Raw genomic sequence first — 14689 nt, 5'->3', positions numbered from 1 at the left:
GGGTCAGACTCCTGCGGCGGTCTTCAGCGCCTGGGCCCGGTCGGTGCGCTCCCAGGTGAAGTCGGGCAGCTCGCGGCCGAAGTGGCCGTATGCGGCGGTCTGCGCGTAGATGGGCCGCAGCAGGTCCAGGTCACGGATGATCGCGGCCGGACGGAGGTCGAAGACCTCGGCCACGGCCTGCTCGATCCGGGCCTGGGCGACCCTCGCGGTGCCGAAGGTCTCCACGAACAGGCCGACGGGCTCGGCCTTGCCGATCGCGTACGCCACCTGGACCTCGCAGCGGGTCGCCAGCCCGGCCGCGACGACGTTCTTGGCCACCCAGCGCATCGCGTACGCCGCCGAACGGTCCACCTTGGAGGGGTCCTTGCCGGAGAAGGCCCCGCCGCCGTGCCGGGCGTAGCCGCCGTACGTGTCGATGATGATCTTGCGTCCGGTCAGGCCGGCGTCGCCCATCGGGCCGCCGATCTCGAAGCGTCCGGTCGGGTTGACCAGCAGCCGGTAGTCCTCGGTCTCCAGCTTGATGCCGTCCTCCGCGAGCTGCGCCAGGACGTGCTCGACGACGTGGCGGCGGATGTCGGGGGTCAGCAGCTCGTCCAGGTCGATCCCGGCGGCGTGCTGCGAGGACACGACGACGGTGTCCAGGCGCACCGGCCTGCTGCCCTGGTACTCGATGGTGACCTGCGTCTTCCCGTCGGGCCGCAGGTAGGGGACGGTGCCGTCGCGGCGGACCTCCGACAGCCGGCGTGACAGCCGGTGCGCCAGGTGGATCGGGAGCGGCATCAGTTCCGGGGTCTCGTCGCAGGCGTACCCGAACATCAGGCCCTGGTCGCCGGCGCCCTGCCGGTCCAGCTCGTCGATGTCACCGCCTCCGGCGGCACCCTCGACCCTGCTCTCGTACGCCGTGTCGACGCCCTGCGCGATGTCCGGCGACTGCGCTCCGATCGAGACCGAGACGCCGCACGATGCGCCGTCGAAGCCCTTCGCGGAGGAGTCGTAGCCGATCTCGAGGATCTTGTCGCGCACGAGCTGCGCGATCGGCGCGTACGCCTTGGTCGTGACCTCGCCCGCTATGTGCACGAGCCCGGTGGTGATCAGTGTCTCGACGGCGACGCGGGACGCCGGGTCCTCGCGCAGCAGGGCGTCGAGGACGGTGTCGCTGATCTGGTCGGCGATCTTGTCGGGATGGCCCTCGGTCACGGACTCCGAGGTGAACAGGCGGCGGGACATGTCTCTCCAGAAGGTGAAGGCCGGCAACAGTCGGTGTGCGGGGCGGGCGGGTACGGGACCGCGACTCGCGGTGGTTCAGTCGAGTCCGCGGAAGATGCACGGGTCCGGGACGTCGTGCTCCTCCCCCGCCAGCAGGGCGGGCCGTACGACGACGGGCGGGAACCCGTCGGGGTCGTCGGCAGCGCCCAGAAGCTCGTGGGCGCGCTCCAGGCGGTGCTCCAGGACGTCGATACTCATCTCTGCCTGTCTCTCTGGTTACGTGGGTACTCCCGTGGGCTGGTTACGTGGGTACTCCCGTGGGGGTGACGGCGCGGGCGCGCCGTTGGGCGGGTGCCGCGTCCCGGACGAGGAGGCATTCCTCCAGGAAGCCGAGGGCCTTGAGGTGGTAGGTCCGGGCGGCCCAGCCCAGGCTGAGGTTGTGCCCGGCGTCCGGCTGGTGGGCGATCACCACCCTCGGCGCGGCGAGCGGCTGCCGCAGGGCGGCAAGTGCCTCGTCGTCCGAGAGCCACCACTGCTCCTGCTCGGCGAAGGTGAAGCGGACCGGTGTCCGTACCCGCCGGGCGATCTCCGGGTACATCTCCGGCCACCTCGGGCCCTCCAACGCCTCCAGTTCGGGGACCGGGGAGACCAGGTGCCGCCCCTGCCGGAAGGCGTCCGGGGGGTAGAGCCGCAGCGAGCCCCAGTGCCGGCGCCAGTCCCCGTGTCCGTTCAGGCCGGGGAGCTGACGGGCGCTCACCGCGAGCCGGCTGCCGAGGCCGGAGACGTCCAGCCCGAGCAGAGTGCGGCCGCGCTCCTCGGCGGCGGCTGCCAGGGCGAGCTTGCCGCCGTTGGAGTGGGCCACGACGAACAGCCCCGCACCGGTGTCGTGCGTTTCCGTGAAGGAGGCGAGCCCGTCGTGCAGGGTCGCCGCCTGATCGGTCAGTGACTGTCCTCGCGGAAGGTACGCGGCCGAACTGCCGTAGCCGGGGCGGTCGACGGCCAGGACCGTGTAACCGAGGTCGGCGCCCAGCGTGAGCAGGGACAGTCCGGGGCGGACGCGGCTGTCGAAGTAGCCCGCACGCATTCCGCCGCCGTGCACCGCGACCACGACGGCCCGCGGGGGCCCCGGGCGCGCCTCGGCGACCAGACCCGACAGCGGGACACCGCCGGCGTCGAGCGTGATCTCTCGGACCGCGGAGGTGGTGATGGTGTTGAGCAGCTGTGTCATGTGATCGATGGCTCCTGGCGCTGGAGGGCCGCTCGGTCGCCGCCCTCACTTCCTGGTCGTGACCAGGCACCACGCGATGCGGCGGCGCAGCAGTGAGCGGACCGGGACCCCGGGCCCGGCGGAGTGGGGCATCGGGCGCGCCTCGGCGCCGGCGCCCGAGTCTGCGGGGCCGGCGGCGCCTTCGGCGTGCGGGGTGGTGCGCTGCTCCGGTACGCCGGGCAGCCTCACCGGTGGGGCACGGTGTCGCGCCAGCTGCGCGGTGTACCGGGGCGGGTGCGGCGTTCGAGGCGGCGCCAGCACGCTGTGCGGCGGTCCGCCTGCTTGGCTTCCTCGTCCTGCCCCGGGAGTGCGCCCGCGCGGGCGAGCAGCACCGCGGTGAGGGCGGCGAGTTCGGCCTCGTCGGGGTTGCCCTTCTCTATGCGCAGAAGAGGCTGGGCGGCGTCTGTGGTGCCAGTGATGCTTGAAGTGCCAGTGGTGCTTGTAGTGCCGTCGGCCGGGGCGTCGTCGCCTGCGGTGCCCGCGTGGTCTGTGGAGGGTGGTGGCATGGCATCGTCTCCGTGGTCTCGGAACGGAAAACACGAACGCCGCGCGAACTCGCCGGTCCGATGGCGGGGGAATTTCCAAAGGACCGGCGACTTCGCGCGGCGGGCTTGTGGTGCGGTGGTGCGACGGTTCAGTCCGCGGTGGGGCCGAACTGCCCGATGAAGCGGCCGGTGAAGAGGTCCGCGCCCTTGTACTCGGAGACCATCGCGGCCGGGGCGACGAACGGGCCGTCGGGCGAGGGCAGCTGGCCGACACCGCCCTTGGGGCCGAGCGGGAGCAGAATCATCGGGAAGGGCAGCGGCTGGTAGGTGGCCGAGGGCTGCTCGCCCTTCAGCTGGGCGACGATGTTCTTGGCGACCACCTCGGCGTGCTGCATCGCGTAGCCGGCCATCTTGGCCTCCGCGACGTCGGTGATGTCGCCGACCGCGTAGACGTTCTCGTGGCCCTTGACGTTGAGGTTCTCGGTGACCGGGATCTGGCCCTGGGCGTTGCGCGTCGTGAGCTTGCCGTCGGCGAGGTAGTCGCTGTTGGTGCTCGTCCCGAAGGCGCGGAACCAGATGTCGGCGGTGATCTCGTCGCCACCGGTGGTGGTGGCGGTGAACGTGCCCGCCTGCCCGGCCTCCGTGCTCGGAGACGCGCCCAGCGCGGTACCGAGGCGCACCTCGACGCCCAGGGCGTCGAGCTGGCCGCGCAGGTCCTCGACGACCTCCGGCTTGAAGCCGGGCAGCAGTTCCTCGGCCGGGTCGACGATGGTCACCTGCTTGTCCGGCCAGACCTCCTTGATCTCGCCGGCCAGTTCCAGACCGACCGGGCCGGCGCCGAGGATGAGCACCTTGTCCGACTTGAGCAGTTCCGCGTGCGTCCGGCGGAGGTCGTCCCGCGCCTCACTGACGGAGTCGGAGAGGGGCTTGGCCGGGTACGCGTAGCCGGACCCGGTGGCCAGGACCACGTAGTCCGCCGCGATGTGCTCGCCCGAGGCGAGGGTGACTCCGTTGGCGTCCACGGAGACCGCACGGTCGCGGACGACCGTGCCCTTCGTGAGCAGCGTCTTGAAGGGGAAGAACATGTTGCCCGACCACTCGGGCTGGGTCAGCGCCCGCAGTGAGCCGGCCGCGTTGACGAACGCGTCCCGGGGGTCGACCAGGACGACGTCAGCCTCGGACTCCAGCGCCTTGGCGACCGCGGCGCCTCCGTAGCCACCGCCGATGACCGCGACCGTACGACTCATGTGATTCACGCTCCAAAGAGAAAATGCCCTGAGTTCGGACTACGAACAGTAGTGGTTCGTAGTCCGAACCACAACCGGGAAAACTACAGAGGTATGTTAAATACCTACAGGAATTCGTTACGCTCTTCAGGGATCATTCAGACCACGGAAAAGGCAGTCGACGCAGGTGAGGCGGGTTCAGCGCCTCCTACAGTTCACGTTGCGAACTTCTCACGATCACGTGATACTCTCGGCCCGTGGGTAAGCATGATGAGGGCCAGATGGGGATTGTGACCGCGCTGGTGCGGTCCTCATTCCTGGTGAACGCTGTGTACGCCCAGTCGAGCCGCGAGCACGGCCTCACGCCGCAGCAGGGTCAACTGCTGTGCGTGCTGATGGCGCAGCCGTACGGCATGGGCGAGCTGAGCACGATGCTGGGGCTGGCCAAGTCGAGTCTCACCGGACTGGTGGACCGCACGGAGAACAACGGCCTGGTGCGGCGCGAGGCCGACCCGCGGGACAGCCGCGGGGTGCGGGTCGCGCTCACCCCGCAGGGCGCGCGGCTCGTCGATCGCTTCTACACCGACGCCTGCCGGCGGATCGCGGAGCTGCCTGACGGCCTCGACGACGGCGAACGCGACGCGCTCGCCGGTCTGCTCGGCCGCATCGTGGTGGACAACAAGGTGCCCATGATCTTCGTGGAACCGGACCCCTCGCCTCCCGCACGCGACTGAGCCCGGGCCGTTCCCTACCCCCGGGTTCCCCGGGCTCAGCCTCCCGCGCTCAGGCCGGCAGCAGCCTCCGCGTGTAGCCGAGCGCCGCCGGCTCGAACTGGAGAGCGGCGTGCGAACCCGCGGCGTGGACGTCCCGCCAGATCCGCTGCATCCCGTGGGACGTCGCCTGGCCCCGCGTTCCGGTCACGTGGAAGAGCCGGTCCACCGCCCCGACGAGGATCTCCACCGCGAGCGTGCTGTCGCGGTGGCAGCGTTCGGCCACCCCCTCCTCGCCCAGCCGGCCCTCGTCGGCCGTCGCGGCGACCCGCGACAGCAGCAGCTCCGCCGCGTCGATCTCTCCGGCCGCGCGGGCGAAGGCGATCCGGCTCGACTCCCGGGCCGCCGCGCGGGCACCGCTCGGCTGCCGGCCGAGGTGCTGCCCGACCAGGTCCAGGGCGCCCCGGGCGGCACCGAGGATCGGGGCCGCGAACGTCAGCCCGTTCACCGCGAACAGCGGTGCCGCGTGGACGGTGGAGGCGGGACCGGGCAGGTTCCCCTGGCGCATGTCGTCCCAGAGGAAACACCGGTACTCCGGTACGAACGCCCGGTCCACGACCAGGGTGTGACTCCCGGTGGCCCGCATGCCGAGGGTCGACCAGGTCTCGCGGTGGGTGAACGAGTCCTTCGGCACGGCGAACACCCGTATGGAGCGGTCGCCCTCGCGCGGCGGAGCCGAGCTCAGCAGTGCCCAGTCGGCGAACTCGACGCCGCTGACGTAGAGCCAGGTGCCGGACAGTGTCCAGCCGCCGTCCACCGGCTCCGCCTCCACCCCGGCCGCGACCATGGAGCTGACCAGCCGGGTGTCCGGGCCCTTGGCCCAGACCTCCTGCTGCCCCTCGGCCGGCAGGTAGGCGCTGAAACGCCCGTTGTACGCCCACAGCGAGGCGATCCAGGCGGCCGACGCGCATCCCTCGCCGATCGCCGCCACGGCCTTCGTCACCTCGCCGAACGTGGCGCCGGCGCCGGCCTCCCCCGGGGGCCCGAAGCCGCCGGGGAACCCGGCGGCGGCCAACGCCTCGACCGTGTCGGCGGCGAGTCGCCCGGCCGCGTCCGCGTCCATGGCGTTGCCTCCGGCCGTGTCGGCCGCGGTGCTGAGCGGGCCGGCGTCCGGCCATGTGGCGCGCCCGGTCATGACAGCCCCCGGACGTACTCGAGTCGGCAGAAGTACAGTTCGGCGGAGCTGAACCCGTCCAGCGGCGAAGGCTGCCGCGGGCGGCTCAGGAAGGCGCGGAAGCTCTCCTCGTCCCGCCACTGCGCGTACTTGATCACGTGTTCGCCGGTCAGGCCCCGGTGCACGGCGTGGTTCACGTACCCCGGTGTCTCACCCAGGTCCGGGTCGTCGTGCGTCATCTCCCGCAGCACCTCGGCCTGACGCTCCGCCGGGGCCGTGACGACGATGGCCACCGTGAAGCAGGGCTTGTCCACGGACAGTTCGACCACGGGCTCCCAGGTGTGGACCACCTCGCACGCCACGCTGTCCATACGGGAGTAGGCGAGGGCTTCACCGAGCCGCTGTCGGGTGCCGGACTCCGCGCGGAAGGCGTCGTAGGCCTCCTTGCTCTCCCACTGCGCGTAGTTCACCACCGACTTGCCGTCGAGGCTCGGGTGGAAGTTGCCCGAGACCAGGCCGGGCTGGGTGCGGGCGGGCGGCAGGCCGCGCCACTGGTCCATCAGCCGCTGCTGCCCTTCGGGCCCGTGGGTGTGGAAGATGTTGAACAGCGTGAAGTAGCCGTCCTCCACCCGGATGGAACTCATGTCGTCTCCCTCGTGAAGTGCGTCAGGCGGTGCGTCAGGCGGCGGTGCGCCGGGCGGCGGCGGTGCATCAGGCGGCGTAGGGGCGCAGGGTGCGGGCGTCCTTGAGCGCGGCCGCCCACCACTGGAGCTTTTCGAGCATCACCTTGGCGGGCACGGTGGCGTCGGGCGCGCTCAGGGCGCCGTCGTCACCGATGTGCTCGCGGATGCCGTGAAAACTGACCGTGTCCCGGATGGTGGTCGCGTGCAGTTCGGCGAAGACCTGGCGGAGCTGCTCCACCGCCCGCAGGCCGCCGGAGAGGCCGCCGTAGGAGACGAACGCCACCGGCTTGGCCTGCCACTCCCTGCGGTGCCAGTCGATCAGGTTCTTCATCGGGGCGGTGAAGCTGTGGTTGTACTCCGGTGTGATCACGACGAACGCGTCGGCCGACTCCAGGCGCCCGGCGACGGCGCCGAGCACCTCGGCCGACCCGGACCCGGGACCGTGCGTCAGGGACAGCGGCAGTTCGACGCCGGCCAGGTCCAGGACGTCGATGTCGAACATCGCGGAGGACCGGGCCTCCTCGACGAACCAGCGCGCGACGGCCGGGCCGGTGCGGCCCTCGCGGGACGATCCGATGATCACGGCCAGCCGCAGTACTTGCTCGGACATGGGTTTTCCTTCCTGTCATCCGGGGCCCAGGGGCCGGGCCTGGCGAAGGGAACGGACTCGCGGGACGGGGCGGCGACGACGGAGGGTGCGGTGCGCTTCGGCGCGCACCGCACCCTCCCGTGGCCGGCCGGCCGCCCGGTCGGAGGTCAGGCGCGGCCGCTGCGGATCGCGCGCATCTCGGCCACCCACTTGTCGGCGTCGTCGGCGCGCAGGCGGAAGGAGTCGGCCGAGCCCTTGTGGGTGAAGATGTGCATCCGGTTCTCCTCCACACCGGTGAGCGCGGCCAGCGCCACCTGCTCCGGCTCCAGCACCTCGGAGTGCTCCTTCAGCAGGGCGAGCTGCTCGTTGCTGCTGACGCTGGCGGCCAGCATCGGCGTGTTGACCGCCTGCGGGAGCAGGCAGGAGACGCCGATGCCCCGGTCGCCGTACTCGACCGCGAGATACTCGGCGAACGCCACGGCCCCCTGCTTGGCGACCGAATAGGGAGCCGCGCCGAACGCGGTGAGGACTCCGCAGGCGGCGATCGTCTGGAGGAGGTGGCCGCGGCCCGCCTCGAGCATCGCCGGGAGCACCGCTCGCGCGGCGTACACGTGCGACATCATGTTGACGTCGAGCGCGCGCTTCCAGTCGTCGTCCGGGGCGTCGAAACTGCCCGTCACGGTGAGTCCCGCGTTGGAGACGAACAGGTCGACGCCGCCGAAGCGTTCACGGGTGCGCTCGACGAGCGCCTGGACGGACGCCTCGTCGGCCACGTCCGCCTGCACGGCCAGCGTGGCACCGCCGATCGCGGAGGCCACCTTCTCGGCGCCGGCGGCGTCGATGTCGGAGACGACGACCGCGCGGGCGCCGGCCCGGGCGAGCTCTTCCGCGAGTGCCCTGCCGATGCCGCTGGCGGCACCGGTGACCACCGCGACGCTGCCTTCGATCCTCATGTCACAGGCTCCCGAACGGGTTGGTGATGATGTAGCGCCACTCGCCCGCGGCGTTCCTGCGCAGCACGTCGAGTCCGCGGCCGGTGCCGGTCATCTCCGGCGCGCCGGGCACCTCGATGCTCCAGTCGACGACCAGCGCGGCGGTGTCGCCGACGACGTAGCTCCCGCTCACCTCGGCCGAGAGCTTCGGTTCCCGCTTCAGGAACTCGGCCACGGCCTCCCGGTGTTCGGCGCCGCTGACCGCCTTGCCGGGCTCCCAGACCGCCGATGCGCCCGGCGCGTACACCGACATGATCGCGTCGATGTCGCGGGCGGCGTAGGCATCCAGGTACCGCTGGTTCATCTCCGCCGGGTCGGCGGGCTCGGCGGGTGCCGGAGCGGGGTCGGCGGAGTGCAGCCCGCGCACCTCCAGGTCCTTCTCCAGGTACTCCATCCGCCGGGCCAGGAACTCCTTCATGTACGGCTGGGCGAGGTGCCGGGCCAGGTCCTTCTTCGTGGCCCACATCTCGTAGAAGACGAAGAGGTCGGCGTCGTCCGCGTCCTGGCTGATCCAGCTGCCGAGGCAGCCCTCCTCGGCGCGGGACAGCTCGGCGAAGGAGACGAGCAGCGCGCCCAGTTCCGCCGCCTTCTCGGGCTTGGCGCGGGCGAAGCCCACCGCGGCCTGTATGTCGTTCTGCATGCGGTACTCCTCAGCCGAGTAGCGTGCCACCGGTGGCATCGATGAACGAGCCGGTGATCCACCGGGCGTCGTCGGAGGCGGCGAAGGCGACGATGTCCGCCACCTCCGAGACCTCGCCGACCCGGTTGAACACCGACAGGGCGGACATCTGCTCGAGCGCCTCCGGGTCCTCGAACACCGGGTCGCCGTTGTCCGTGACACCGGGGGCCACCGTGTTGATGGTGATGTTGCGGGGCGCCAGCACCGGGGCCATGTGCAGCGTGATCTGCTCCAGGGCGCCCTTGCTCATCGCGTAGGCGATCTGGATGGGGAACGCGGAGTGGGTGACGCCGGAGGAGACGTTGACGATGTGCCCGCCGTCGGGGATCAGCTCCAGCGCCTTCTGGATGAGGAAGAACGGCGCCTTGGCGTTGACCGTGTAGCAGTTGTCGATGATCTCCTCGGTGACCGCGCTCGGACCCGCGCCCGCGAACCCGGTGGCGGCGGCGTTGTTCACCAGGATGTCCAGCCTGCTGGAGCCGGTGTGCTCGACCAGGCCGGCCGCCACCCCTTCCAGCAACTGCTCCACCGCGCCGGGCGTACCCAACCGCGCCTGCACGGTGAAGGCACGGCCGCCGGCCTCCTCGATGAGGGCCACGGTCTCCTTCGCCGCGCCCTCGTTGCTGGAGTAGTTCACCGCGACGACGGCACCGTCCTGCGCGAGCCGGAGCGCGATGCCACGCCCGATACCGCGACTGGCGCCGGTGACCAGCGCCGTCTTGTTCTGGAGCCTGCTCATTGATAACCCTTCGGAACTGAGGACTGGGTGACTGTGTGACTCGTGACCGGGGGCCCGTGACCAGGGGATTCGTGACCGGGTGACTCGGGCCGGGGGGATACGAGAGTTCGCCCTACGGAGCGTTCTTGGCGACGGCCTCGCGCACCGCCGGCGCGATCTCCCCGGCCCAGCGGGCGACCGAGGCCATGTCCGGCGTACCGCCGCGGGGCGAGAAGAGCATGAAGCCCGAGGCCCCGTGGTCGAGCACGGCCGAGGTCAGCTCCTCGACCCACTGGCCGGCCGATCCGCCGACCCAGCGTCCGTCGCGGTCACGGGTGGCGGTCAGCGGCCGGTCGGTGATCCGGCCGGGGAGGTTGAACACGGTGCGGATCTCGCGGGGATCGCGGCCCACGGCCGCCGCCGCCTCGTCGATGACCGGCCGCGACGTCCGGTAGCGCTCGCTGACCCAGTCCGCCGCGTGTCCGGGGATCCACCCGTCGGCCACCCGGCCGGTGGCGGCCAGGGACTTGCGGCCGACCGAGCCGGTCCACACCGGGGGCGCCGCCACCGGGGCCGGTTCGATCTGGTTCACCCGGTAGTGGCGGCCCTGGAAGGTGACGGGCGGCCCCCCGCCCGACAGCTTCTTGACGAGGACGATCGCCTCCTCGAAGGCCTCCACGGCGTCGGACGGGGAGAGCCGTTCCACGCCCATGTCGGCGATCCGCTCCCACAGGCCGCCCGCGCCCATGCCGAGCACCACACGGCCGCCGGAGAGTGCGGACAGCGACGTCACGGTGCGTGCCAGCATCGCGGGGGGCCGGGTGGGGAGGTTGCTGACGTTCGCGAACCCCGCGAGGCGCTGCGTACGTCCGATGAGGAAGCCCACGGTGGCGTACGCGTCCAGGCGCTGCCCGACGTAGGGGTGGTCCGACAGGGAGAAGAGGTCGAGCCCCTCGCGGTCGGCCAGCTGGGCCATGCCGAGCAGTTCCGGCGCGTCGCCGATGGTGCTGTGCGCACCGAAGCCGAAGACGACTTCTCGTGCAGACAATGTCGTGCCTTTCGTGTCATGTCGTTCGAGGGTGCGGCGGTGCGGCGAACCCGCCCGGGGCGCCGCCGGGCCCTGCCGCCGGGCCCTGCCGGCGGCCGTCAGGCGGTGGTTCAGCCGGCCGCGGAGACGGTCGCGTGGAAGGCGTAGCGGCGGCCGGCTCCGGCCTCCGCCTGCCCCATGTACTCCAGGAGCGGCTCGATCACCTCCTTGATGTGGACGACCGCCTCGGCCTCCGACACCCACTCGGAGAGCAGGAAGATCCCGCTGTCGTCGGCGGACACGTGGAAGTTGGCGGCGAGGGCGCCCGGGTACGCGCGGTCCTCGCCCTCGGTCTTCTCCTCCTTGCCGAGCAGTCCGTCGACCCAGGCGCGGGCCGTCTCGCCGTCGTTCATGGCGAAGAAGGCGGCCGGGTAGCACTGGACGTCCGGGAGGGGGTCGGGCAGTTCGGTGGGCCGCACCACCCGGTACAGCTCGAAGGCGCGGGGCTCGCCGGGCGTGAGGCCCAGTGCCTGCCAGTCGGGGCGCAGGGTCCGCGACGCCTCGCGCAGGGCCGCTTCCGACACGCCGTCCGTGGACCACTGGGCGTAGGACAGCAGCGACGTGCCGTCGGTGCCGGTGAACAGGGACAGGGCGACGAGGCCGGCGGGCCACTCGGCGGACTCCCAGTGCGAGACGATCGCGGCCGCGGTGGCCGGCAGGCGCCCGGAGTCGCCGCCCACGGCCTCCTCCACCAGCGCCGTGGTGACGTCGGCGCGGCCGATGTCCGGCCTGACGTGTGACGTGACGGGCATCGTCGACTCCCCGAGGCTCGGCGCGGTCACGGCTTGCGTCCGATGACCAGGACGTCGTCGTGGAGGTCGGCGACCTCCACGGTCTCCGGCCAGAAGCCGGCCTCCCGCAGCCATGCGTGCAGGTCGTCGGCGGTGTACTCGTGGCCGCCGCGAGACCAGACGAGCATGGTGAGCCCGGCCAGCGCCCCGTGCATGGCGGGCTGCTCCCCGCCGGCCATCGGGTCGTAGACGAAGACGGAGCCGCCGGGCTCCAGTGCGTCGTAGGCCCGCTTCAGCAGCCTGATCCGGTCCTCCACGCCCCAGTTGTGCAGCACGTGGCCGAAGACGAGCACGTCGGCCTTGGGCAGCTCGTCCTTGAAGAAGTCGCCGCCGTGGAAGGCGACCGGCGACGCGGTGTCGCCGAGCCGGTCCATGTGCCGCTCGAAGGCCGGCTCCAGCGGCGGCAGGTCGAAGACGGCACCCTTCAGGTGGGGGTTGTGCGTGACCACCTGGTGCGCGAAGTTGCCGCGGGCGCCGCCGACGTCGACGAAGGACGTGTAGCCGCTCCAGTCGAAGCGGCTCATGGCCACCGCGATGGGCGTGTTGAGCAGGTCCATGCTGTCCAGGAAGCCGTCGGTGGCCTCGGCGTCCGCGTACAGGCTGTCGTACGGGTTGCCGGCGACCGCGGCCTGGTTCTGGGGCTTGCCGGTGCGCAGCGAGTCGGCCAGGCCGCCCCAGGCGGGGTTCAGCTCCTGCCGGCAGAAGTGCAGGTATCCGCCGAGGTACTCGGGGCGGCCGTGGACCAGGAACTGCTCGGCGACCGCGGAGTTGGAGAACCTGCCGGCCTCGGCCTCCAGCAGGCCGAGGTGGCTGAGGCCGGAAAGCAGGTCGTGGGTGCCGAGCGGGACCAGTCCGATCCGGTCGGCGAGCTCCTCGGAGGTCGCCGCCTGCTTCGACAGTTCGGTGAAGACGTTGTGCTCGACGGCTGCCAGCAGCATCTGCGCCTGCCAGGAGCCGAGGACGAGGCCCATGATCGGGCCGGGGTTCACGGCGGTGTGCTCGGACGTTTCGACGTCGACGGTCATGGTGGGACAGCCTCCTTGGTGAGGTGAACGGGTGGTGCGGACAGCGGTCACGGACCGGGCCGGACCGGACGGCGGCCGGCGAGCGCGGCGGCGAGGCCGACCGCTCCGGCCGCCGTGATGAGGAACAGCGCCGGGCGGGGTCCGTCGCCGTGGGTCAGGAGCAGCGCGGTCGGCGGCAGCAGCACCCCGGCGCCGAGCTGCACACAGGTCTGGTAGAGCGATACGGCCGCGCCCCGGTCGGCCGCGTCGAACGCCGCCGCGGCCTGCGTGTTCAGGGCGACGAAGGCGCAGCAGAACCCCGCCTCGACGAGCAGCAGGGACGGCAGCATGCCGAGCGCGTACGGGCTGCCTTCGGGCCGGGCCAGGTACAGGGCGTACCCCAGGAGCGGGAAGAAGGCGCCGAGCGTCACGAGCCTGCGGGTCCCGTACCGGGCGATGAGCCGGCCCGCGAAGGGGACGGTCAGTGCCAGAGGGACGCAGGCGGGAAGCAGCGCGAGCGCGGTCGGCCACGGAGACCAGCCGAACTCCTTTTGGGCCTGGAACACCATCAGCACCAGCAGGCACTGGTAGGTGCCGTTGAGTGAGGCGGCGCCCAGTGCGGAGCGCAGCAGGGAGGGTTCCTTGAGCTGCGCGAGGCGTGGCGGCCTGGGTGGCCGGGTGCCGTGCTCCCGTGGCAGGACACGGAGGCCGGCCAGCAGCAGGGCCAGGGCGATCGGCGCGGGGAAGGCGAACACCCAGCGCCAGCTGTCCTCCAGGAGCAGCCCCGCGAGGAGCAGCCCCGCGGTGAAGCCGGCCGCGCCGAAGAGCGAGTAGACGGACAACGCCCTGCGCCTGCCCGGCCCGTCGGGGAAGAGGTCGTTGATGATGGCGAGGCCGGTCGGTGCGGTCAGGGCCGCGCAGCCGCCCTTGACCACGCGGACGGCGACCAGGAGCGCCAGGCTGTCGACGAGCGCGCCCGCCACCGAGGCCAGGCCGAACAGCAGCATCGCGCCCAGGTAGACCCGTCGCCGTCCCGCGCGGGCGGACAGGGACGGGCCGAGCAGGAGCAGCGCGGCGAAGCCGAGGGCGAAGCCGCTCATCAGCCACTGGGCGCCCCACGGTGTCAGGCCGAAACCGGCGGCGATGGTGGGCAGCGCGATGAGTACTACGGACACCTCGATGGCGTCGAGGAGCATGTTGCCGGAGAGCACCAGCAGTTGGGTCCACTGCCGGGCGTCCCAGCGCCGGCCCGCCGCCCGTGGGCCGGCGGCGGTGCCGGTCACCACTGGAGGGCCTGTCCCTCGGGTGTTCCGTCCTCGCCCAGGAAGGTCGCGGTGGGCCCGTCGTCGCCGAGGGTGGCGAGGAGGACCGGGATGTGCGCGCCCTGCTCGGTGGTGAGGACCCCGTGGTGCCCGTTGATGTCCGTGGCCACGAAGCCCGGGGAGGCGGCGTTCACGAGGATGCCGGTGCCGCGCAGCTCGTTGGCGTAGGTCAGGGTGACGGCGTTGAGGGCCGTCTTCGACGTGGCGTACGAGAGCATGACCGGGAACTCGCCGGGCGGGTGCACCCCGGTCGGGTCGACGTTGGCGGCGGCCGCCGAGAGCGAGCCGATCGCGCTGCTGACGTTGACGATGCGGGCGGACGGGGCCCGGCGCAGCAGGGGCAGCAGGGCGTTGGTCACCGTGATGACGCCGAAGACGTTGGTCTCGTAGACCGCGCGTACCTGGTCGGCGGGGGTCTGGCTGGGCGGCTGCATGGGGCCGCCGACCCCGGCGTTGTTGACCAGGACGTGCAGGAGACCCGCTTCCTCCGTCAGCCGCTGGGCGGCGAGTGCGACGGACTTCTCGTCCGTCACGTCGAGGTGCAGGAAGCGTACGTCGAGGCCGTCGGCGCGCAGCGCGCTCTCGGCGGCCCGGCCGCGCTCCTCGTCGCGGGCCCCCAGGTAGACGACCAGGCCGAGCTCGGCGAGTTGCCGGGCGATCTCGCGGCCGATCCCCTTGTTGGCTCCGGTGACGACGGCGATGCGCTCGGTCCCGGAGGACGCGGTCTCGGAGGACATGGTCTCCCTCTCACACTGG

The 14689-nt window shown here is 71.8% G+C and carries 18 protein-coding genes; 1 reads left to right on the top strand and 17 read right to left on the bottom strand.

What is annotated here, in order from left to right:
• Nucleotides 1-3: 3 nt before the first annotated feature.
• The 6 genes from metK to ACFCZF_RS07585 all read right to left on the bottom strand — a co-directional run bounded on the left by metK (nucleotide 4) and on the right by ACFCZF_RS07585 (nucleotide 4205).
• Nucleotides 4-1227, bottom strand: coding sequence for a methionine adenosyltransferase (gene metK / locus ACFCZF_RS07610; protein WP_375924667.1), 1224 nt, complete (start codon nucleotides 1225-1227; stop codon nucleotides 4-6).
• A 75-nt stretch (nucleotides 1228-1302) separates the two neighbouring features.
• A complete protein-coding gene (locus ACFCZF_RS07605; RefSeq protein ID WP_375924669.1) occupies nucleotides 1303-1464 on the bottom strand; it encodes a hypothetical protein in 162 nt (53 codons plus the stop codon).
• A gap of 43 nt (nucleotides 1465-1507) precedes the next feature.
• On the bottom strand, nucleotides 1508-2434 hold the full coding sequence (locus tag ACFCZF_RS07600; protein ID WP_376670873.1) for an alpha/beta hydrolase: 927 nt from the start codon (nucleotides 2432-2434) through the stop codon (nucleotides 1508-1510).
• Between the two features lie 45 nt (nucleotides 2435-2479).
• Nucleotides 2480-2662: a hypothetical protein gene (locus ACFCZF_RS07595; protein WP_375924673.1), complete on the bottom strand. Its 183-nt coding sequence runs from the start codon at nucleotides 2660-2662 to the stop codon at nucleotides 2480-2482.
• Nucleotides 2659-2979 (bottom strand): acyl-CoA carboxylase epsilon subunit, encoded by a 321-nt coding sequence (locus ACFCZF_RS07590; protein ID WP_376670872.1) that lies wholly within the window; start codon nucleotides 2977-2979, stop codon nucleotides 2659-2661. Before ACFCZF_RS07590 ends, ACFCZF_RS07595 begins: the two co-directional genes overlap by 4 nt.
• 128 nt (nucleotides 2980-3107) lie before the next feature.
• Nucleotides 3108-4205, bottom strand: coding sequence for an NAD(P)/FAD-dependent oxidoreductase (locus ACFCZF_RS07585; RefSeq protein WP_375924677.1), 1098 nt, complete (start codon nucleotides 4203-4205; stop codon nucleotides 3108-3110).
• 260 nt (nucleotides 4206-4465) lie between these two features.
• Between ACFCZF_RS07585 and ACFCZF_RS07580 the strand changes: the two genes are divergently transcribed.
• Nucleotides 4466-4918, top strand: a complete 453-nt coding sequence (locus ACFCZF_RS07580) for a MarR family winged helix-turn-helix transcriptional regulator (protein WP_375924684.1) — start codon at nucleotides 4466-4468, stop codon at nucleotides 4916-4918.
• Between the two features lie 49 nt (nucleotides 4919-4967).
• Here the strand turns inward: ACFCZF_RS07580 and ACFCZF_RS07575 are convergent, their stop codons facing one another.
• The 11 genes from ACFCZF_RS07575 to ACFCZF_RS07525 form a co-directional block, all read right to left on the bottom strand.
• Nucleotides 4968-6089 (bottom strand): acyl-CoA dehydrogenase family protein, encoded by a 1122-nt coding sequence (locus ACFCZF_RS07575; protein WP_376670871.1) that lies wholly within the window; start codon nucleotides 6087-6089, stop codon nucleotides 4968-4970.
• Nucleotides 6086-6712 carry an antibiotic biosynthesis monooxygenase gene (locus tag ACFCZF_RS07570; RefSeq protein WP_375924681.1) on the bottom strand — a complete coding sequence of 209 codons (627 nt, stop codon included), beginning with the start codon at nucleotides 6710-6712 and terminating at the stop codon, nucleotides 6086-6088. The genes ACFCZF_RS07575 and ACFCZF_RS07570 overlap by 4 nt, the downstream gene beginning before the upstream one ends.
• 67 nt (nucleotides 6713-6779) lie before the next feature.
• Entirely contained in the window at nucleotides 6780-7361 is a 582-nt protein-coding gene (locus ACFCZF_RS07565) for an NADPH-dependent FMN reductase (RefSeq protein ID WP_375924682.1), read from the bottom strand.
• Between the two features lie 146 nt (nucleotides 7362-7507).
• Nucleotides 7508-8293, bottom strand: coding sequence for an SDR family oxidoreductase (locus ACFCZF_RS07560; protein WP_376670870.1), 786 nt, complete (start codon nucleotides 8291-8293; stop codon nucleotides 7508-7510).
• 1 nt (nucleotide 8294) lies between these two features.
• Nucleotides 8295-8972, bottom strand: a complete 678-nt coding sequence (locus ACFCZF_RS07555) for an antibiotic biosynthesis monooxygenase (protein ID WP_376670869.1) — start codon at nucleotides 8970-8972, stop codon at nucleotides 8295-8297.
• A 10-nt stretch (nucleotides 8973-8982) separates the two neighbouring features.
• Complete coding sequence (locus ACFCZF_RS07550) at nucleotides 8983-9750, bottom strand: SDR family NAD(P)-dependent oxidoreductase (RefSeq protein WP_376670868.1); 768 nt, start codon at nucleotides 9748-9750, stop codon at nucleotides 8983-8985.
• 112 nt (nucleotides 9751-9862) lie between these two features.
• Complete coding sequence (locus ACFCZF_RS07545) at nucleotides 9863-10777, bottom strand: LLM class flavin-dependent oxidoreductase (protein ID WP_376670867.1); 915 nt, start codon at nucleotides 10775-10777, stop codon at nucleotides 9863-9865.
• 110 nt (nucleotides 10778-10887) lie between these two features.
• A complete protein-coding gene (locus tag ACFCZF_RS07540) occupies nucleotides 10888-11568 on the bottom strand; it encodes a hypothetical protein (RefSeq protein WP_376670866.1) in 681 nt (226 codons plus the stop codon).
• Between the two features lie 26 nt (nucleotides 11569-11594).
• Complete coding sequence (locus tag ACFCZF_RS07535; protein WP_376670865.1) at nucleotides 11595-12632, bottom strand: methyltransferase; 1038 nt, start codon at nucleotides 12630-12632, stop codon at nucleotides 11595-11597.
• A gap of 47 nt (nucleotides 12633-12679) precedes the next feature.
• Nucleotides 12680-13894, bottom strand: coding sequence for an MFS transporter (locus ACFCZF_RS07530; RefSeq protein ID WP_376670864.1), 1215 nt, complete (start codon nucleotides 13892-13894; stop codon nucleotides 12680-12682).
• Entirely contained in the window at nucleotides 13891-14670 is a 780-nt protein-coding gene (locus ACFCZF_RS07525; RefSeq protein WP_376670863.1) for an SDR family oxidoreductase, read from the bottom strand. Before ACFCZF_RS07525 ends, ACFCZF_RS07530 begins: the two co-directional genes overlap by 4 nt.
• Nucleotides 14671-14689 lie beyond the last annotated feature (19 nt).

The organism is Streptomyces sp. NPDC056296, assembly GCF_042268605.1.
Classification (GTDB): Bacteria; Actinomycetota; Actinomycetes; order Streptomycetales; family Streptomycetaceae; genus Streptomyces.
This window is presented reverse-complemented; position numbering and strand designations above follow the sequence as displayed.